This window comes from Streptomyces sp. NPDC040405 (genome assembly GCF_055595765.1).
Window position 1 is genome coordinate 1 of the sequence record NZ_JBVIVI010000024.1, and the last position, 20,209, is coordinate 20,209.

Here is a 20,209-nt window from a genome sequence, read left to right on the forward strand (position 1 = left end):
CGCCAGCACCAAGCCCGCGTCAGTCACTACAAACGCCGCAGACACAGCCCCTGAAACCTGCCCAGCACTCAGAACAAGCACCGTTGCAGTACTAGGCTGCTGCGGGGCCGGGTGCACTGGCAGGCCGAGCGGTACGGGCATGCAGTGTCCGACTACACCGCAGCGCTGGTCCTGGACCCGGAGCATGAAGAGGCCTTCGTGGGGCGTGCCCTCATTCATCAGCGGATGCGGAACTTCGAGGAAGCGATTGCCGATTGGGGCGAGGCCATCCGTATCGAGCCCGACCGTTCCTGGAATCACACGTTCCGCGGGCACGCCAGCTTGAGCCTCGGTCGCCGCGACGAAGCGCTGGCCGACTTCAACCGAGCCATCGAACTGGACCCTGCGCAGGACTGGGCCCTCGTCCAGCGCGCCGAGGTGCACCGCGCGCAGGGCCGTAGCCAGGAGGCGCTGGCGGATCTGGATCGCGCGCTCGGGATCGATCCGGAGTACACCATGGCGTATGCGGAGCGATCGCGATGCCTGTGGCAAATGGAGCGGTGGGACGAAGCGGTCCGTGACATGGCACGGGCAGCGGGCCTCGAAGCCCACAGGTCGCGGTACCGAATTCAGCTCGCTGACATGCTCCTCAACCTTGGCATGCACGCGAAGGCCTTGGCAGAGGTCAGCCGCGCCTTGTCCGATCCCGACGAAGACGGTCCGCGCGGCCATGCCTGGCCCTACGAGCTCCGTGCCTGGGCGCTGCACGGCCTGGGCCGGGATGTCGAGGCTTTGTCCGACCTCCATCATGCGGTGGCCATCGACAGCTCGAGCTCGATCGCATTCGCGATGCGTGGATGGCTGCTGTGGGAAGCAGGGCGGCTCGCCGAGGCGGAGCAAGATTTTAACCGGGTCCTGTCCGGGAACCATCAGTGGACGTGGTGCCTGGTGGGCCGCGGCGTAGTGCGCCTCTACGGGCAGCGCTACGAGGAAGCGGTCGATGATCTCGCCCAGGCGTTTAGCATCCAGTTCGGGCTCACCGAGGCAGAACATGAGATCGCTGGGCCACTCGTGGACTTGCTGCGGGAACACCTGGCGGGAAACCGCGTTCCCGTCACCGCCGCGATCCGGCTTGCTGCGCTCCTCTCCCACCAGGTGCAGTGGCCAGGCCTGGCCAAACAATTGGGTTCCGTACTTGCCCTCCGTCCAAGCCCGCGGCTGCTGATCGAGAGCCTCAGAATGCTACGCCGCGTTGTCACCGCCCTGAACAACCAGCCCGCGAGCGAGGACGCCAAGCGAGTCGACTGGTCTTTGAAGCTCCTGTCCCCCATCCTCCTCGTCCTGGACCGCGGCCGTGGCCGCGGAAGTCAACCATCAATCGAATGACGCGGGCGGAAGAGCGGCCAGCGTATGCGTAGCGAAAGTCGTCCCCCGTACGGAAGTCCACCAGGCGTCGGTGGGATAGGTGTCCTCCGACACGTCGTAGCTCCATCCGCGCGCGGCCCGCAGCCGGGAGAGCTCGAGGCGGAGCTCGTCGAGGTTGGGGTCGGGCGGGAAGATCGTCACTTGCCTATCGCACGGTGCAGACCCCTGCCCTGTCAGTGCAGACCTCTGCCCTATTTCTGCGGGTGTCGGCCACCCGGGGCAGGGCAGAGGTCTGCACTACTGTGCCGCCGCCGACCCGCTCGCCGCCCGAAGGCAGAGGCGACAAACGCGGCCGGCAGCCAGACCAAGCACGGCACGGAGGATGACCACGGATGGGGCCCGGCACGACCACGACCCCCTGCGGTGGGGCACCGACCCGCGGCGGGCTGCCGCACCTCCAGGTCACCGGCCGGGCGTGCAGCACGCTCAGGGTGACGACGCCCTGCGTGACGATCGGTGTGGACAGGCCCACGGAGGCGTGCCTCGGCTCCGCGCCAACCAGCGTTATTTATCGGCACCTTAAGGTCGCTGACTCTTTCGAATTCCAGTGCTAGCCTCAATTTCGCGAAAATCAAAGAGAATTCGATACGAGCATGAAGGGTGCGGATAACGCCGACGAACGCAGCACATCCGAGGCTTATTCACCCCCGGCTGGGATTTCGAACTCCCGGGTTCGGCCGACACCCACATCGGATGGGGACAGGCAGTCTGAACTGCGATCACGACGGGGGCATCCCCGCCCAGGGACAGTGGAGGAAACGGAGACGTGGTGTCGGCTGATTCCCACCCCGAAGACACGTTGGCGCTTGTGGAGAAGGTGCGGCGGCACCTGAGCACACTCACGTCGTCCGACGTCGGACCGGATGACGACTTCTTCGCCCTCGGAATGGTCGACTCCCTGCGTTCCCTCGAAATCGTCGTCTATGTAGAGAAGACATTCGGCATCACGGTCGAAGTCGAGGACCTGGACCTCGACAACTTCCGTACCGCCACCAGGATCGCGGCTTTCGTGTCACGCAGACGTCAGGACTCCCCCGCCGCACACACCCCGGCCGGGGAGCGGCGCGGTGGCTGACCTCGCCGCGTTGCTCACGGCGGCGGAGGCTCGTGCCGACGACTGGGATGCCGGGGACGGACTGCCCCGGGAGACGATCGGGCTGGCCGCACGGCTCGGGCTTCTCGGCCTCGACCGGCCCTCCGGCTACGGTGGCGGTGATGCCGACTCCGGCCGACTCGCGGCGGCGGCGGAGCGGCTCGGCGCGCGATGCACCGCGCTGCGCGCCCTGCTGACGGTGAGCGGCATGGTCAACGCGGCGGTCGACCGTTGGGGAACGGCGGCCCAGCGGGACGAGTGGCTGCCGCGGCTGGTGTCGGGGGAAAACCTCGTGGGCTTCGCCGCCACCGAACCGGACGCGGGAAGCGCGCTGTCGGCCGTCGGCTCGCGGCTCGATCCCGCCCCCGGGGCGGGGTACCGCCTGACCGGCCGGAAGCTCTGGGTCACCTTCGGTCAGGTCGCCGATGTGCTGCTGGTGCTCGCCCGGGCGCCGGGCGGGCTGGTCGCCGCGTTGGTGGACACCGGCCAGCCGGGAGTACGGACCGAGCCGGTGCGCGGAGCTCTGGGCATGCGTGGCGCCCGTTTGGCACATGTGTCCTTCGACGAGGCCGAGGTGGGCGCCGACCGGCTGATCGGTCCGCCCGGGTTCGGACTGTCCCATGTGGCCGCCACGGCCCTGGACCACGGCCGGTTCACGGTCGCCTGGGGGTGTCTGGGCATGGCGCGGGCCTGCCTCGCCGACGCCGCGGCCCATGTCCTGGCCCGACGTCAGGGCGGCACGGCACTCGCCGAACACCAGACGGTCCGCGCCGTCCTGGGCCGCGCCCACGTCCGTATCGAGGCCGTTCGCGGACTGTGCGAGCGGGCCGCGCGGCACCGCGACGACGGGGCGCCGGAGGCCGTACTCGCGACGGTCGCCGCGAAGTACGCGGCGGCGACCACGGCGGCCTCCGTCAGCGAGCGGTCGGTGCAACTGCTCGGCTCGGCCGGGTGTGCCCCCGGCAGCCGCGTCGGCCGGTTCTTCCGGGACGCCAAGATCATGCAGATTATCGAAGGAGCGGATGAGGTGGCCGAGGTGAACATCGGCGATCAGGTGCTCGCCGCCCACGCCGGAAGCGGTGCCACGCGATGACGGCCACCGCGCCGATCACCATCGGCCCCGTCGCGACCTGGTTCCCCGACACATCACTGGCCGTGGCCGACCTGCCCGGGCTCGACGCGCTGCCGCCTGCGCGACGGCGACACGCCCTGTCGCTGGGGGTGGAGGAGGTCACGGTCGCCGAGGGACTCGACGAGACGGACCTCGGCGCGCGCGCCGCCGCCGAGGCGCTGCGCCGCCATGGGCTGGACCCCGCCGACCTCGACGCCCTGCTGCTGGTGCAGGGCAGGGCGCCACGCTATCTGCTCGCCTCCGAGGCGACCCGGCTCCAGCACGCGCTGGGCGCCACGAAGGCGCTGACCACCGGCGTCGGTGAGCTCGGGTGCGTGTCCGTCTCGGCCGGGTTCACCCTCGGCGCGGCCCTGTTGCGCGGCCACCCCGGCTGCCGCACCGTACTCGTCGTCGCCACGGCCAAGGCGGCCACCCGCTCACGCTACCGCCCGCCGATGACCCTGCTGGGCGACGGCGCCGCCGCGGTCCTGATGACCACGGACGGCACCGGACGCTACGAACTGGTCGACCAGATCATGCGCAGCGACGGCGCCTACGCCGACCTGTTCCGGATCGACTACCGCGGTGTGCCCGAGGCGGAGTGGACCGAGGAGTGCGCCGACGAGCCCGGATACTCCTTCCGGCTCGCGGTCACCAGTCGTAACCGCTTCACCGAGCTCAACGGCGAACTGCTGCGCCGCAACGGTCTGCGGAGCGCCGACGTCGCCACCTGGCTCATGCAGAACCTCGCCACCGGGGCGTTCTCCTTCTGGGAGGAGGCGCTCGGCCTCACCCTCGCCCCCGTCTGCCGCCGCAATCTCGCCCGGTACGGGCACCTGGGCCCCGTCGACGTGCTGATCAACCTGGAGGACGCGGCGCCGTCGCAGCCGCCCGGCGCGTACACGCTGGTCATGAACAGCAGTCCGGTGGCGGCCTGGAGCAGTTGGCTGCTGCGCCGGCTCCGGGACCCGGCGACGGGGACAAGCTGAGCGAAAGCCGTGGTGAACCCAGAGGTTCCCGACACCGACCACGTCAAGTCGTCGCCCAAGAGGGGTAGATGTGACGCACGGACCCAAGCCTCCCGATGTGCTGCGGGCGATCCTCGGCCAGATCCGCCGGGTGCCCGACCGGCCCGCCATCGCCGTCGGAGACGCCTCCCTGACGTACCGCGAACTCGACCGGGCCAGCGCGGCCCTGGCCGCGCGGCTGACCGCCGCGGGGGTGCGTCCCGGCCGGGTCGTCCTGCTGCTCCTGCGGCAGAGCACCGACACCCTGGTCGGTATGGTCGCCGCGCTGCGGATGGGCGCTCCCTGGTGCCTCGTGGAGCCCGGGTATCCGGTGGGCCCCACCCGTGCGCTGCTCGGTGACATCGACTGCGCGGCCGTCGTGTTCCACGGCCAGGATCCCGGCACCCGGGCCGACGCGGTGCGCGCCCTGACCGGTTCGCGCTCCGCTCCGGTCCGGTGCGATCTGGACGCTCCCGCCCCGCCTGAGGTGTCCGGCACGATCCCGCCCGCCGATGTGCCTGAGGGCACCCCGGCCTACCTGATCAGCACCTCCGGCTCGACCGGGGCGCCCAAGGCCGTCCTCGTCAGCCGTGCCGCCTTCGCCAGTTGGCTGGCCGCACGCCGCCACGAGCCCGGTCAGGTCGCCCTGTCGGCGCTGCGCCTGCAGTGGGACGGCTCGTTCATGCTGACGTTCCGGGCGCTGTGCACCGGAGGCACCGCCGTACTCCCGGACGACCTCGCGCTGTCCGACTCCGAGAAGACGGCCGGGCTTCTCCGGCGCTGGTCGGCGACCCAGTTGGCCGCCACCCCCTCGTACTACCGGCTGATGCTGGCCCACCTCGACGGCGCCGACACCCACCTGCGGATGGTGTTCCTCGGCGGCGAACAACTCCCGCCCGCCCTGGTCGAGCAGCACCTCCGGACCCTGCCGGGCGTCGAGCTGTACAACGCGTACGGGCCCACCGAGACCACCGTCTCGATCGCGGGCCACCGGGTCACGGCCGTACCGACGGGCAGCGTCCCCATCGGCAGGCCGTACTCCGGCGCGGCAGCCCACGTCCTGGACGAGCGCCTCGCGCCCGTACCGCCCGGCACGATCGGCGACCTCTACCTCGGCGGCCGGCAGCTGGCCGACGGCTACGCCGCCCGCCCGGCGGAGACCGCGGCACACTTCGTCGCCTCACCATTCGGCACCGACCCCGGAGAGCGCATGTACCGCAGCGGGGACCTGGCCAGCGTCGGCCCCACGGGCGACCTCCACCTGCACGGCCGCGCCGATGGCCAGGTCAAAGTGCGCGGGGCGCGCGTCGAACGACACGCCGTCGCCGCCGTGCTGGAGGAGCACCCGGCGGTGCGTCAGGCGGTCGTCCTCGCCGTGCACGGTGAGCACGGCGAGCCCGTCCTCACCGCCTTCTGGAGCCCGGCGGACGCGGCCGGTCCCCTGCCCGGCGCCAGGGAGCTGTCGGAATTCTGCGCCGAGCGGCTGATGAAGCAGGCCGTGCCCGAGGTCTTCGTCGCGGTCGGCCGGATCCCTGTCGCCGTGACCGGAAAGACCGACGAGGCCGCCCTGCGCGCGCTCCTGCCGGACGTGGAAGGCGCGGGCGCCGCCCCGGGCGCGGGCGCGCACCACTGGACGCCGCCGCAGCAGGCGGTCGCGACGCTGTGGACGGCGGTCCTGGGCCACGACGAGTTCGGCCCGGACGACGACTTCTTCGCCGTCGGCGGCAACTCGCGCCGGGTCGCCGAGTTGCATCTGCGCATGGAACAGCGCTGGCCGGGAGCGATCCGGACCGGCGTGCTGTTCGACCTCGTCACCATCGCGGCCCAGGCCGAGGCCATGGCCCCGGCGATGGGGTGGGCCTCCGCCGCCCAGTCCGCGGGGGCGGCTCCCAAGCCCGCCGGGTTCGACGTATGAGCGCGGCAGGGAAGGGGCCCTCCTCGACGCACTCCCCCACCGCCGACGTCACCACTGTGGAACCGGACACCCGCCACTTCGCCATCATCGGCATCGCCCTCCGCTTCCCCGACGCGGTCGACCTGGCCGAATTCCGGGCCAATCTGCTCGCCGGCCGTGACTCGGTCGGACAGATGCCGTCGGCCAGGGCCGAGGCGACCGGGCTGGACCCCGCGGCCCGCCTGCTGCCCATGGGGCACGTGGCCGACATCCACACCTTCGACCACGCCTTCTTCGGTCTGTCCCGGCGCGAGGGCTCGCTGATCGACCCGCAGCAGCGGCTCGCCCTCACCCTCGCCCACCAGGCCCTGGAGGACGGCGGTTACGCCTCCTCGGCCCTGCGCGACAGCCCGACGGCCGTGGTGTTCAGTGCCGCCGCCTCCGACTACTACGCCGGACTGGACGAACCGGGTGCCCTGAGCACCCTGGGGAACGTTCCCTTCGGGCTGCCCGCCCGCATCGCACACCTGCTGGACCTGACCGGTCCCTGTTACGCCGTCGACTCCGGGTGCAACAGTTCCCTGCTCGCCGTCCACCACGCCTGCCGCGAACTGGCGTGCGGGGACGCCGACTACGCCATCGCGGGTGGCGTCAGCCTGCGGATCGACGGCTATCCCGCGCGGGAGGTCGAAGGCTTCGCCGAGCTGGCCTCGCCCTCCGGCCGCTGCCGGGCCTTCGACGAACGGGCCGACGGCACGGTCGGCGGCGAAGGCGGGGCCGCCCTGCTGCTGACCACGGTGGAACGGGCGATCGCCGACGGGGCCCCGATCCACGCCGTGATCCGCGGCAGCGCCACGCTGCACAACGGCCGCGCCTCCGCGACGATCAGCTCCCCCAGCGCGGTCGCCCAGACGGCGGTGATGGCGAAAGCCTGGCGCGCCGCCGGTGCCGACCCCGCGCGGGCGGGATATCTGGAGGCCCACGGCTCGGGCACCCGGCTCGGCGACGCCGTGGAACTCGAAGGCATCGCCGCCGCGTTCGCCGAGCGGCCGGGCACGCTGCCCATCGGCTCGGTGAAGACCAACATCGGCCATCTGGACCACGCCGCGGGGATCGCGGGCCTGATCAAGGCCGTGCTCAGCGTCCGGTACGGCGAGCTGTACCCCTCCCTGCACTTCGAACGGCCCAGCGGTGGCAGGGACCTCGCCGCCGCAGGGCTCGAAGTGGTCACCGAGGCCCGGCCCTGGACCGAGGAGAGCAGACTGGCCGGGGTCAGCTCCTTCAGCCTCGGCGGCATCAACGCCCACTGCGTGGTACAGCAGCCGCCGGAAACCACACCCGACCGGCGCGAGCGCGACACCGCGGCGCCCAGGCTGATCGGAGTGTCCGCACGGACCCCCACCGCTCTGGCCACGCTCTGCGCCGACCTCGGCACCGCGCTGCGCGACACCGAACACCGCCTCGACGATGTGGCGTTCACCCTCAACCTCGGGCGTGCGCGGTATCCGCACCGGGTCGCGGTCCTGGCCCATGACACCGGGGAACTGGCGCTCCGGCTGGCCGCGCAGGCCACCTGGCTCGCCGCCGGGGAGGAGGGCCGACCGGCCGCCGCCGTCGCCCGGAAGCCGCGTGTCCCGGCGGTCGCGCTGCTGCTGTCCCCCGCGCCCCCGACACCGGACGTGACGCCCGGACCGCTGCCTCCCTCGCTCCCGGCCACCGGTGCGACGGCCTCGGTGCTGGCGGGCCAGCTCGCCGCCTACGACGAGCTGCGCCGCTGTGGCGTGACCGTGGACGCCATCCTCAGCTCGGGAAGCTCCCGCTACGCGGCCCGCCATCTGCGGGGCGAGCTCTCGGCGGCCGACAGCCGGGAGCTGGCGGCCGAAGACCCGGCGGCGGCCGACCGGGCCCCGGACCTGGCCCGGCTGACCGCCGCCGCCGGGAAGCTGCTGGCCGACGGGCCGGTGGTCTTCGTCGACCTCGCCCCGGAGGGCGTACTCGGCACCCTGCTGGCGGAGCACGTCGGCCACCACGAGAACGCGCACGTCCACTTCGCCTCCCCGCACAACGGCGGTCTGCTCGGGGTGCTGGGCCTGCTCCACTCACGCGGCATGGACCTGAACTGGGCGGCGCTGGGCGGGACGGCCCGCAGGGTACGGCTGCCGGGCCACCCGCTGAGCGACACGCCCTGCTGGACGCGGCGGGCCGCCGTGGCGCCGCCGCCCGGGCAGGAACCACCCACGACCCCAGGGCCCGCGCCCTCGTCCCCCGCCCTCGCGCCCTCGTCCCCCACGCCCTCCTCCCCCGCGCCCGAGCCGGCCGATGGCGTGGCGTGGCTGTGTGCCGAGGTCGCCGATCTCCTCCACGCCGACGCCGGTGTCGCCCCCGACGAGGACTACTTCGAACTCGGCGGGAACTCCATCATCACCCTCCAGCTCGTGGACCGGATCGAGGCGCGGTTCGGTTTCCGTCCCCGGCTGATGGACTTCTATGAGCACCCGCGCGTGGCGGACTTCGCGGAGACGATCCGTTCCCGGGCGACAGCCGTACGGGAGCCCCTGCCGCCCGTCGTCCCGCAGGAGGAGCTGGTGGTGTCCTCCGGACAGCGCCGGATGTGGTTCCACCACCAGCTGCACGAGGACACCACGCTCTACAACCTGCCGATGGTCAGCCATCTGACGGGTTCCATCGACGTGGCCGCGCTGAAGGGCATGTGGGAGGAGCTGGCTCTGCGGCACGAGGTGCTCCGTTCCAACTTCCTCGATGTCGACGCCGAACCGGTGCTGGTGATCCGTCCCGCCCTCGGCGACTTCTACCGCTTCGCCGACGTCTCCGCCGCACCCGATCCGCTCACGGCCGCCCGTGAGCTGGTGCGAGAGGCGGCGGAACACCGGTTCGACCTGGCCACCGACCCGCTGCTGCGGCTGCTCGTGGTCCGGCTCGGGAGCGATGAGCACGTCATGCAGGTCACCATGCACCACTCGGTCAACGACGGCGGCTCGCCCCGCATCTTCGAGCGCGAGCTGCCGGAGCTGTACGCAGCGCGCCGCGAGGGGCGGCGGCCACGTCTGGACCCGCTCCCCCTCCAGTACCGGGACTACGCGCGCTGGCAGCGGGACCTGCTGCGGAGCCGGGCCCTGGACCACGAGCTCGACTACTGGAAGAAGACACTGCGCGACGTCCCGGTGCTGCGGCTGCCCACCGACCACGCCCGGCCCACGCGCAAGCACTTCTCGGGAGACCTCCGCCCGTTCACCGTCCCCGGACCGGTCGTCCGTGGGCTGCGGGCGCTGGCGGCGCGCGAGTCGGTGACGCTGTTCATGGTGCTGCTCGCCGCGCTCTACCTGCTCCTCGCCCGCTACAGCGGCCAGCGGGATGTGGTGGTCGGAACGCCCACCACCGGTCGCGGCCGTCCCGAACTGCGCGATCTGATCGGCTTCTTCAACAGCACGGTGGCGCTGCGGGCGGACCTGTCCGGCGAACCGGGCCTCGGCATGTTCCTCAAGCACGTACGGTCGGTGGTGCTGGAGGCGCTGGAGCACCAGGAGGTTCCGTTCGACCTGGTCGTGAGCGCGCTCACCTCCGACCGGGACCTGAGCCGCAGCCCGGTGTTCGACGTGTTCTACGTCCACCAGGAACTCCCCCCGATCCAGCCGGTCGACGGAGCGGAAGGCGGGTTCTTCGACCATCGGCACACCGTCGTCAACAACTTCGGCGGCATGCCCGCCGGTACCGCGAAGTTCGACCTGACGCTGATGACGTCGGACCGTGAAGGGGAGGAGGACATGGCGGCCTGCCTGGAGTTCAGCACCGAACTGTTCTCCCCCGGGACCGCCGACGAGCTGGCCTCGGCGTATCTCGCCCTCCTCACCGAGTTGGCCGAGCCGGGGGACAGCGAACGCCCCATCGCCGCGTTCATCGAGCGGCCCGCCCCGCCCGCGCCCCCGGAGACGACGGCGGCGATCGCAGCGATGGCGCCGCGTGTGCCGGGCGACCGCCCGCGCCCGGAGCGGACGCGGTACTCCACGGCGAGCGTGCCGCTGAGCATGGACCGGGCCACCCACGCCCGCCTGGTCGAGTTCGCCGGGCCCGACGGAGCGCACACCGGGCTGCTCGCCGCCTGGTTCGTCCTGCTCGGCTGGGTGTCCGACCAGGACGAACTCGCCCTCGCCACCACCCCGGCCGTCCCGGGAGATACGGAGCGTGCGGTGCGCGTCGACCTGTCCGACGAGCCCGGATTCGGCGAACTCGTCGACCGGGTCCGCCGCGCGCTGGCCGATCCGGCACCCGGGAGGACCGCTCCGCACGCCTTGCCGGTGCGCTTCGACGGGCCGGGGCGGCACCGGGAGACGGCGGTGACGTCCGGCACCGAACTCGGGCTCGTCTGGGAGCCGGACGACGACGGCGGCGGGCTGACGCTGAGACTGGATTTCGCTCCCGAGGTCTTCGACCCGGGCACGGCGGCCGCCCTGGCCACCGATCTGCGGCGGCTGCTGGGTGGCCTGCTCGACGCCCCCGGGCTGCCGGTTCACGAGGTGGCGCTGCGCCACATCGTCCAAGGGGAACCCGACGCGCCGATGGAGGCGACACCGTGACAGCGCAGACCCACGGCGGAGAACACATCGGCATCGTCGGCGCGGGCACGATGGGCACCGGTGTGGCCCAGTGCTTCGCCCAGGCCGGATACCCGGTCGTGGTGGTCGAGCCCGACCCCGGCGCCGTCGTACGGTCGCGCGCGACGATGGCCGAGGCGCTGCGGCTGAGCCTGCTCCTGGGCCGGGGCGGACGCGGGGCGGAGAGCGCCGCCGAGGTGCTGGCGCGGGTGCGCTGGGCGAACCGGATCGACGCGCTGGGCGAGGCGGGGTTCGTCGTGGAATGCGCCACCGAGCGGGTGGACCTGAAGGAGGCGCTCCTCGCCGAGCTGGACGGTCACCTCCCGGCGGACGCACCCCTCGCCTCGTGCACCTCCGCCATTCCCATTGCCTCGCTCGCCGCCCGTACCGAGCGGCCCGACCGGGTCCTCGGCCTGCACTTCATGAACCCCGCGCCGCTGAAGAGGACCGTCGAGGTGATCCGGGCGCCGGACACCTCCCGGCGCACCCTGGACACGGCGCTGCGCCTGCTACAGCGGCTGGGCAAGGAGGCGGTCGTGGTGGGCGACGGACCCGGATTCGTCCTGAACCGGGTGCTGATGCTGACCATCGCCGAGGCCGCCGCGGCCCTCGGCGGCGCCGCGGACGACGCCGCCACCACCGACGCCGTCTTCGAACGGTGTCTCGGCCACCCCATGGGGCCGCTGCGCACCGCCGACCTGATCGGTCTGGACAACGTGCTGGACACGCTGACCGTGCTGGACGCGCACACCGACGACGACCGTTACGCCGCGCCGCCCGCGCTGACCCGGCTGGTGCGGGCCGGCCACCTCGGGCGCAAGACAGGGAGGGGGTTCCATGACTACACGTCCTGAACCGGTGGAGCCGAGCCCGGCCCAGCGCGCCGCACTCGCCGAGGGCCGGGATCCGGCCACCGACTGTGTGGCGCTGTATGTGACGATCGACGGCCCGCTGCGGACCGATGTGTTCCGTGACGCGCTGCGCCGCGCTCTGGCCGAGTGTCCTGGTCTCCACACGGTCCTGACAGTGGATCAGCCGCTGCCCGGGCTGCGCCGGTGGACCGGTCCGGAGCCCGTCATCGACACCGTCGACCCGGGAGCGCGGAGGGCCGAGGGCTGGATGGCCGACGAGATGGCCCGTCCGATGCCGCCCGGCGAAGGCCCGTTGTACCGGCACGTGCTGTTCCCGCTGCCCGGGGGCGGAACCGGCTGGTTCCAGCGCTACCACCGGCTGGTCAACGACGAGCCGGGCGCCCTCGCAGTCGCCCGCCGCACCGCCGAGCTGTACCGGTCGTCGGCGGAGGGCACCCCGGCGGCACCCCCCGGCCCGGTGGCGGAAGAGGCGGCCCGCCCGCGACGGGAGCGCGGTCCTGCCGACCGCCGCTACTGGGCGGGCGTCCTACGCGGCAGCCTCGGACCGGAGCCGCGGGGCACCGTGCCCGGCGGCCCCCCGGCCCCTTCGGCGGGCCCCGACTGGGCCCCGCTGGGCGATGCCGCGGCGCTCGCCCGGGTGTCACGGTCCGGTGGAGGCGGTCCGGCGGCCGTGCTGCTGGCCGCGCTCGCCGTCCATGCCCATCGGCTCACCGGCGCGCGGGACCTGGTGCTCGGCCACTGGACCGGCGCCGGCGCGGGCGCCGGGCCCGGGCGGCACGGTCGAATCGTGCCGGTCCGGCTCGGGGTGACATCGGGGATGAGCTTCTCCGAGGTCGCCGCGCACGCCGGGCTGGAGCTTCGCCGCGCGCGGCGGCACGGCTTCCGCCCCGACGAGGACCTGCCCTGGTCGCCCTCCCTGCCCTACGGCGTGGTCGCCGGGCCGGCGGACAGCCGGACCGATCTGCGGTTCGGGCCCGGCTGCGAGGCCGTGGTCGTGCGGGTCTGGGGCGAACCTGCGGATGGCCTGTTCGTACGGTGCGACGACAGCACCGACGGCTGGCTCACCGACGTACGCGGCGCGGACCCGCATGAGCGGGCGCGGTTCCTCTCCCTCGCCGGGCGTCTGGTGGCACGGCCGGACGCCCCCATCGGCGGCTTCGACCTGGCCACGCGGGAGGAGATCGGCCGTCTGGCCGAGGCGGCCAGGGGCCCGGTGACGAAGATCCCGGAGTCCACCGTGCCCGTGGCGTTCGAGGCGCGGGCCCGCCGCCACCCGGACGCCGTCGCGGTCCGCTGCCGGGGCACCGAACTGCGCTACGGCGAGCTGGCCGAGCGGGCAGGCTCCCTCGCCCGGCTGCTGGCCGCCCGGGGTGCCGGACCCGAGCGCACCGTCGCCCTCATGCTGCCGCGCGACACCGAGGCGATCGTCGCGATCATGGCCGTCCTGAAGTCGGGCGCGGCCTATCTTCCCGTCGACCCGGACTACCCGCCCGCCCGGATCGCGTTCCTGCTCGGCGACTCCCGCCCCGCCGTCGTCCTCACGACCACCGCGCTGCGCGACCGGCTGCCCGCCGGGGCCGGGGCCGTGCTGCTCCTCGACGACCCGGCCACGGCCGCGGAGCTGGCGGCCCCTCCCGCCGCGGACGTCCCCGTGGGGCGACCGCTGCCGGGCAGCGCCGCGTACGTCATCTACACCTCGGGCTCGACCGGCGCGCCGAAGGGGGTCGTCGTCACCCACCGGGCCGTCCTGAGCTTCGCCGCCTGGTCCGAGGCCGAGTTCGGCGCGGCGGCGTTCTCCCGGGTGCTGGGTGCCACCTCGTTCAGCTTCGACATGTCCGTGTTCGAGATTCTGGTGCCGCTCCTCGTCGGTGGAAGCGTCGACCTGGTGCGCAACCTGCTGTCGCTGCTGGAGATCCCCGACTGGCAGGGCAGCCTGATCAACACCGTACCCTCGGTCTACCGCCAGGTCAGTCAGGCCGAGTGGGTACGCGAACGGGCGGACGTCTATGTGTTCTGCGGCGAACCGCTTCCCCCGGAGCTGGTCCGCGAGGTGCATCGGCGCACGCCCGGTGCCACCGTCCACAACGTCTACGGGCCCACCGAGGTCACCGTGTACGCGACGAGCCGGCGGTGCCCGCCCGGCGTGGACGGGCCGCTGCCCATCGGAACCCCGGCCGGGAATGTGCGCTGCCATGTGCTGGACCCGGCCCTGCGTCCCGTACCACCAGGCCGTACCGGGGAGTTGTACCTGTCCGGGGACTATCTGGCCCGGGAGTACGCGTACCGCCCCGGGCTGACCGCCGGGCGCTTCGTCGCCGACCCGTTCGGCCGTCCCGGCGCACGCATGTACCGCACCGGCGACCTGGCCCGCTGGTCGGCCACCGGGGAGCTGGAATTCGCCGGGCGCGCCGACCACCAGGTCAAGGTGCGCGGCCACCGGGTGGAGCTGGGCGAGATCGAGGCGGTGCTCACCGCACGTCCCGGCATCTCGGCCGCCGTCGTCGTCGCGACCGACGACGGCGAGGGCGACCGTACGCTGACCGCGCACGTCGTGGCCGCGAGCGGCCATACGGCCGAGCCCGAGGCGCTCCGTACCGCCCTGGCCGCCGAGTTGCCGGGCCCCCTGGTGCCCGCGGCGATCGTTGTACGCGAAACGCTGCCGCTCAATCCCAACGGCAAGTCCGACCGGCTCGCTCTGGCCGCCGAATCGGCGGCGGCGGTGAGCGGGCCGGAGCCGGGTCACGGCGACGCGGCTCCCGGCCCGGTGCGGGTGCTCCGGGAGGTCTTCGGCGATGTGCTCGGCCGCGACGAAGTCGGCCCGCACGAGAGCTTCTTCGCGCTCGGCGGCGACAGCATTCGCTCCATCAAGCTGGTGCGCAGGGCCCGGAACGCCGGTCTGGGGTTCTCCCCCGAGGACGTCTTCGAGCGCAAGACCCCGGCGGGCCTCGCCGAGGTGGCCGTCATCCGCGCCCCGGAGTCCCGCGCCCCGGCGGCCCCGGCCGGGCCGCTGCTCCGGCTGGACGCGGCCGACCGGCGGTGGCTGAAGGACAGCTACCCCGCGCTCCTCGACGTGCTGCCGCTGTCCCCGCTCCAAGAGGGCCTGCTCTTCCACGGGCAGTACGACCGGCAGGATGACGACGTCTACGTCATGCAGGTCGCCGTCGACCTGCGCGGCCCACTGGACGTCGCCGCCCTGCGCCGGGCGGGCGACCTTTTGTGCCGCCGCCACCCGAATCTGAGCGCCGGTTTCGCCTGGCTGCCATCGGGCCGTGCCGTGCAGGTGATCTGCGACCGGCCGCCGCACTTCGAGGAACTGGATCTGGCCGGTCTGCCGCCCGAAGAACAGGAGGCCGAGTCCGCCCGGCTGGTCACGGACAACCGGGTCGGTGGATTCGACCCGGCCGACCCACCGCTCATCCGGTTCCAGCTGCTGCGCCTCGGCGACGGCAGGTTCCGGCTGCTCATCACCCTCCACCACATCCTCCTCGACGGCTGGTCGGCGCAGATCTTCCTGCGCGAGCTGTTCGAACTGTGCGCCCGCCCGGAGGGGTTGCCCGCACCCGTGCCGTACCGCGACCATCTCGCCTGGCTGGTGGGACGGGACGAGCGGGCCCGCGAGGATTCGCTGCGGGTGTGGCGGGAGGTGCTGGCCGGGCCGCCCGAGCCGACCCTCCTCGCCCCGGCGGGCACCCACCGGGCCTCGGTGTGGCCCGCCAGACGCGCGCACCGGATGACCGAGGCGGAGTCGGCCGCCCTCGGCGCGTTCGCCGCCCGCCACGGCGTCACCGTCAACACGCTGCTCCAGTGCTGCTGGGGGCTGCTCCTGGCCCAGTGGACCGGCCGCCCCGACGTCGTGTTCGGCGTGAGCGTCTCCGGGCGCTCCCCGGAGGTTCCGGGGATCGAGTCGGTGGTCGGCTTCCTGATCAACACGCTGCCGGTACGGATCAGGTTCACCCCGGAGGAGTCGCTGGGCGCCCTGCTGCCGCGGGTCCAGGCGGAGCAGGCGCGGCTGCTGGAACACCACCACGTCGGGCTCGCCGACATCCAGCGCGCCACCGGACTCGGCGAGCTGTTCGACACCGCGATGGTGTACGAGAACTTCCCCTCCGACAGCCGCATGTGGACGTCGCTGCCCGGTGTGGAGGTCACCGCGGCCACCAGCGAGAGCGCGGGCCACTTCCCCCTCAGCCTGATGAGCATCCCGCGGGGGCCCGTCCTGGAGCACAACCTCCTGTACCGCGCGGGGCTGTTCGAGCCCGAGGCCATCGAGGGTCTGCTCGCCGGGTTGCTGAAGCTGATCGAGGTGATGACGACCGCGCCCGACACCCCGGTGGGCCGGATCGATCTGCTCGACGCCGCCGACCACGCGGTACTGGCCGGGTACCGCACCGGCCACGGCGACCCCGGGGCGGCGCGCACCCTTCCCGAGCTGTTCCAGGCCCAGGCCACCCGTACGCCGCGCGCCACGGCGGTCCACACCGTGGCGGACGGCGGGGACCTGGGCTACGCCGAGCTGGAGACCAGGGCGAACCGGCTGGCCAGAGAGCTGATCGCGCGCGGCGCCGGTCCCGAGGGCCATATCGCGCTGCTGCTGCCCCGGGGCGCGGAGTTCATCGTATCGCTGCTCGCCGTCCTGAAATCCGGGGCGGCCGTCGTCCCCCTCGATCCCGAGTACCCCGAGGCGCGGCTGCGGCTGATGCTCGCCGACGTGGACCCGGCCGTGGTCATCACCGACCGGGAGCGGGCCGCCCTCCCCGCGGTACGTGGCCGCGACGGCCTGCTGGTCCTGGACGATCCGGAGACCGGGGCGAGGGTCGGCGCCCGCGACGGCGACGCCCCGCGCGATGCCGAGCGCACCGCGCCGCTGCGGCCCGGGCACCCCGCCTATGTCATCTACACCTCCGGCTCCACCGGACGGCCCAAGGGCGTGGTGGTTCCGCACACCGGCATCGCGGGCGTGCTGCGTACCACCACCCCCCGGATGGGGCTCGGCGAGGGCAGCCGGGTGCTTCAGTTCGCCTCGCCGAGCTTCGACACCGCCCTGCTGGAGATCTTCGAGGTGCTCACCTCCGGCTCCACCCTCGTCGTCGCCCCCGTCGGCCTGCTGCGCCCCGGCCGGGAGCTCACCCGGCTCGCCCACGACGAGCGGCTCACCGCGATCACTCTGCCGCCCTCCGCCCTCGCCGTCCTCACCCCCGGTGAGAGTCTCCCGGAGGGGATGGTGATCCGGTGCGGTGGCGAGGCGCTGCGCCCCGAGATCGCCGCCCGGTGGGCGCCTCACGCCCGGCTCTCGAACGGCTACGGCCCGACCGAGGCCACCATTTGCGCCTCCGTCAGCGATCCCCTCACCGGCGGGTCCACCCCCATCGGCCGCCCCGTGTGCGGAACCGAGATCCATGTCCTGGACGGTGCGCTGCGCCCGGTCGGCCCCGGGCGGGTCGGTGAACTGTACCTGGCCGGGCGCGGTGTGGCCCGCGGCTACCTGGGCCGGCCGGGGATGACCGCGGAACGGTTCGTCGCCGCCCCGGGCGGCCCCCCGGGCGCCCGTATGTACCGCACCGGAGACCTCGCCCGCTGGAACGCCGACGGGCAGCTGGAGTTCGCGGGCCGGTCCGACCAGCAGGTCACGATCCGCGGTGTGCGCGTCGAGCCCGGCGAGGTCGAGACCGCGTTGCTGCGGCACGACGCGGTCGCCGCGGCGGCCGTACGGACCTGGACCGACGGCGAGCGCGGTGAGCCCTCGCTGGTGGCGTACGTCGTACCCGACCCGGTCGCGCTCGACGGCGGCGCGGCGCGGGAGGACAGGCTCGCCGAGTGGGCCTCGGCGTACGACAGCGTCTACGGCGGTGAGGCGGAGGCCCACCGGGATGGTCCCGGGAACGCGTTCGGCGCCGATTTCACCGGGTGGAACAGCGCCTACGACGGGATGCCCATCCCTCGTGAGGCGATGCTCGAATGGCGGAACGCGACGGTTCGCCGTCTGCGCGAACTGCGGCCCGCCCGGGTCCTGGAGATCGGTGCGGGCTCGGGGCTGATCCTCGCCGGACTCGCGCCCCACTGCGAGAGCTACCACGCCACCGACCTGTCCGGGGTCGCCGTCACGGCGCTGCGCCGAGCCCTCGCGGAGCGGCCGGAGCTCGCGGAGGTGGTGCGGGTGCGGCAGCAGGCCGCGCACGACTTCTCCGGACTGCCACGGGGACACTTCGACACCGTCATCCTCAACTCCGTCGTGCAGTACTTCCCTTCGCTCGACTATCTGACGGAGGTGCTCACCGGCGCGCTGGAGCTGCTGGCCCCCGGCGGAGCGCTGTTCGTCGGCGACGTGCGCGACGCCCGCTTGGTGCCCTGCCTGTCCGCCGTCGTGGCACACTCCGACGCCGCGCCGTCCACCCCGGTCGACGCGGTGCGGCTGGCCGCCGGGCGCCGCGCGATGCTGGATCCGGAACTCGCCGTCGCACCCGCGTTCTTCGCCGCCTGGGGCGCCGGGGCGGACATCCGGCTGAAGTCCGGCCACGCCAACGAGCTGACCCGATACCGCTACGACGTGGTCATCCACAAGGAACCCACGGCCGCCGCCTCGGCCGGGGGCGCCACCGAACTGCGCTGGGGCACGGATGTCGGCGGTCTCGCCGGGCTCGCCGCGCTGCTGGGCGCCGCCGCCTCCGACCTGGCGCTGCGGATCACCGGCGTGCCGGACACCCGGCTCCACCCCGACCTGGCCGTCTGGCGGGCGCTGGACACCGCGCCACCCGGCGCCACGGTGGGCAGGCTCGCCCCCGGCGGGCCCGTGGACGTCCCCGGCGTGCCCGTCGACGAGCTGGTGGAGCTGGGGCGCGGCCACGGCTACCGCGTCCTGGCCACCCCCGGCGCCGAGCCCGGCACCTTCGACGCCGTCCTGATGCCCGGCGAGGGCACGCGCTTCCGCGACGTCCACCAGGCCCCCGCCCATCCGTCGGAGCCGGTGCCGCGCGGGGCCGGGACGGCCGGGGCCGCCTCCGCCCTGCCCGCCACGCTGATCAGCGCGCTCCGTACGACGCTGCCGCCCACCCTGGTGCCGTCGGCCGTGGTCGTGCTCCCCGAACTCCCGCGCACCCCCAACGGCAAGACGGATCACACCGCCCTGCCCCATCCCTTCACCACCGCCCGCGCGGAGGGGCGCGCCCCGCGAACCATCCAGGAACGGCATCTGTGCCTGCTGTTCGCCGAGGCGCTGGGCCGCTCCACCGTGGGGCTGGACGACAACTTCTTCGACCTCGGCGGCCACTCGCTGCTCGCGGCCCGGCTGGCCCGGCGGGTCAGCGCCACATGGGGCGCCGACATCGACACCTCCACCCTGTTCGTCGCGCCGACCGTCGCGGCGCTCATCGACCGGATCGGCGCCGACGACCAGCGGTTCGCCCTCGATGTCCTGCTGCCCCTGCGGCCCCGGCGCGCGGGTGGCGACCGGCCCCCGCTGTTCTGCGTACACCCTGCAGGGGGCATCGGCTGGATGTACTCCTCCCTGATGCGCCAGCTCGGCACGGACCAGCCCGTCTACGCCCTCCAGGCGCGCGGGTCGGAACCGGGCGAACCGCTCGCCCGGAGCGTCGAGGAGATGGCCGCCGACTACGTGGAGCAGATCCGCGCGGTATGCCCGGACGGCCCGTACCAACTGCTCGGCTGGTCCTTCGGCGGTCTGGTGGCGCACTCCATGGCCACCCTGCTCCAGCGGCAGGGCGACCGGGTCGGGCTGCTGACGCTTCTGGACGCCTATGTTCTGGCCGACGCTCCTGGTCCGCCCGGCCCCGACGCGTTCGGCTCCGAGAGCGCCATGTGGGCCGCGCTGCTGGTGTTCGCGGGCATCCAGCCCGCCGGGCCGCCACCGGAGGACCTGACCCGGGAACAGTTCCTGGACATCGTCCGCCGGACCGACAGCGTGTTCTCCGGTTTCACCGATGGCCAGTTGTCCGCCATGGGCGCCGTCTACACCAACAATCTGCGGCTGGGGGGCGCGTTCCGCCCCGGGGCCTACACCGGTGACCTGCTGTTCTTCCGGGCGCTGGAGGACGACCGGGGCGCGCCCCTCGATCCCGGCTGCTGGAAGCGTTACGTCGACGGCGAGATCACGGTCCACCACAGCGCCCATCTCCACGGTGACATGGGCAGCCCCGACGCGATGGCCGACATCGGCCGGGTGCTGGCCAAGAGCCTTCGGGCGCACAGGGACGAGCGAGGCTGA

The 20,209-nt window shown here is 73.2% G+C and carries 8 protein-coding genes and 1 pseudogene; 8 read left to right on the forward strand and 1 reads right to left on the reverse strand.

The genetic code is table 11. The features are described 5' to 3' along the window. The first annotated feature begins 99 nt into the window (after positions 1–99). Complete coding sequence (locus ACZ59A_RS43300) at positions 100–1,365, forward strand: tetratricopeptide repeat protein (protein ID WP_470971008.1); 1,266 nt, start codon at positions 100–102, stop codon at positions 1,363–1,365. Positions 1,366–1,458: 93 nt separating this feature from the next. Here ACZ59A_RS43300 and ACZ59A_RS43305 read toward each other — a convergent pair. Further along, positions 1,459–1,545 (reverse strand): annotated as a pseudogene (locus ACZ59A_RS43305) (XRE family transcriptional regulator); the annotation flags it as partial. A 628-nt stretch (positions 1,546–2,173) separates the two neighbouring features. Here ACZ59A_RS43305 and ACZ59A_RS43310 point away from each other — a divergent pair. The 7 genes from ACZ59A_RS43310 (at position 2,174) to ACZ59A_RS43340 (ending at position 20,209) form a co-directional block, all read left to right on the forward strand. Next, positions 2,174–2,479 carry an acyl carrier protein gene (locus ACZ59A_RS43310; protein ID WP_470970959.1) on the forward strand — a complete coding sequence of 102 codons (306 nt, stop codon included), beginning with the start codon at positions 2,174–2,176 and terminating at the stop codon, positions 2,477–2,479. Then, entirely contained in the window at positions 2,472–3,590 is a 1,119-nt protein-coding gene (locus ACZ59A_RS43315) for an acyl-CoA dehydrogenase family protein (RefSeq protein ID WP_470970962.1), read from the forward strand. The genes ACZ59A_RS43310 and ACZ59A_RS43315 overlap by 8 nt, the downstream gene beginning before the upstream one ends. After that, positions 3,587–4,597: a 3-oxoacyl-ACP synthase gene (locus ACZ59A_RS43320; RefSeq protein WP_470970964.1), complete on the forward strand. Its 1,011-nt coding sequence runs from the start codon at positions 3,587–3,589 to the stop codon at positions 4,595–4,597. Before ACZ59A_RS43315 ends, ACZ59A_RS43320 begins: the two co-directional genes overlap by 4 nt. A 70-nt stretch (positions 4,598–4,667) precedes the next feature. Continuing rightward, the gene (locus ACZ59A_RS43325; RefSeq protein WP_470970967.1) at positions 4,668–6,530 is read left to right on the forward strand and encodes a non-ribosomal peptide synthetase; all 1,863 of its coding nucleotides are present in this window, start codon (positions 4,668–4,670) and stop codon (positions 6,528–6,530) included. After that, on the forward strand, positions 6,527–11,101 hold the full coding sequence (locus ACZ59A_RS43330) for a condensation domain-containing protein (protein ID WP_470970970.1): 4,575 nt from the start codon (positions 6,527–6,529) through the stop codon (positions 11,099–11,101). The genes ACZ59A_RS43325 and ACZ59A_RS43330 overlap by 4 nt, the downstream gene beginning before the upstream one ends. Continuing rightward, the gene (locus ACZ59A_RS43335) at positions 11,098–11,973 is read left to right on the forward strand and encodes a 3-hydroxyacyl-CoA dehydrogenase family protein (RefSeq protein ID WP_470970973.1); all 876 of its coding nucleotides are present in this window, start codon (positions 11,098–11,100) and stop codon (positions 11,971–11,973) included. Before ACZ59A_RS43330 ends, ACZ59A_RS43335 begins: the two co-directional genes overlap by 4 nt. Then, complete coding sequence (locus ACZ59A_RS43340) at positions 11,957–20,209, forward strand: amino acid adenylation domain-containing protein (protein ID WP_470970976.1); 8,253 nt, start codon at positions 11,957–11,959, stop codon at positions 20,207–20,209. The genes ACZ59A_RS43335 and ACZ59A_RS43340 overlap by 17 nt, the downstream gene beginning before the upstream one ends.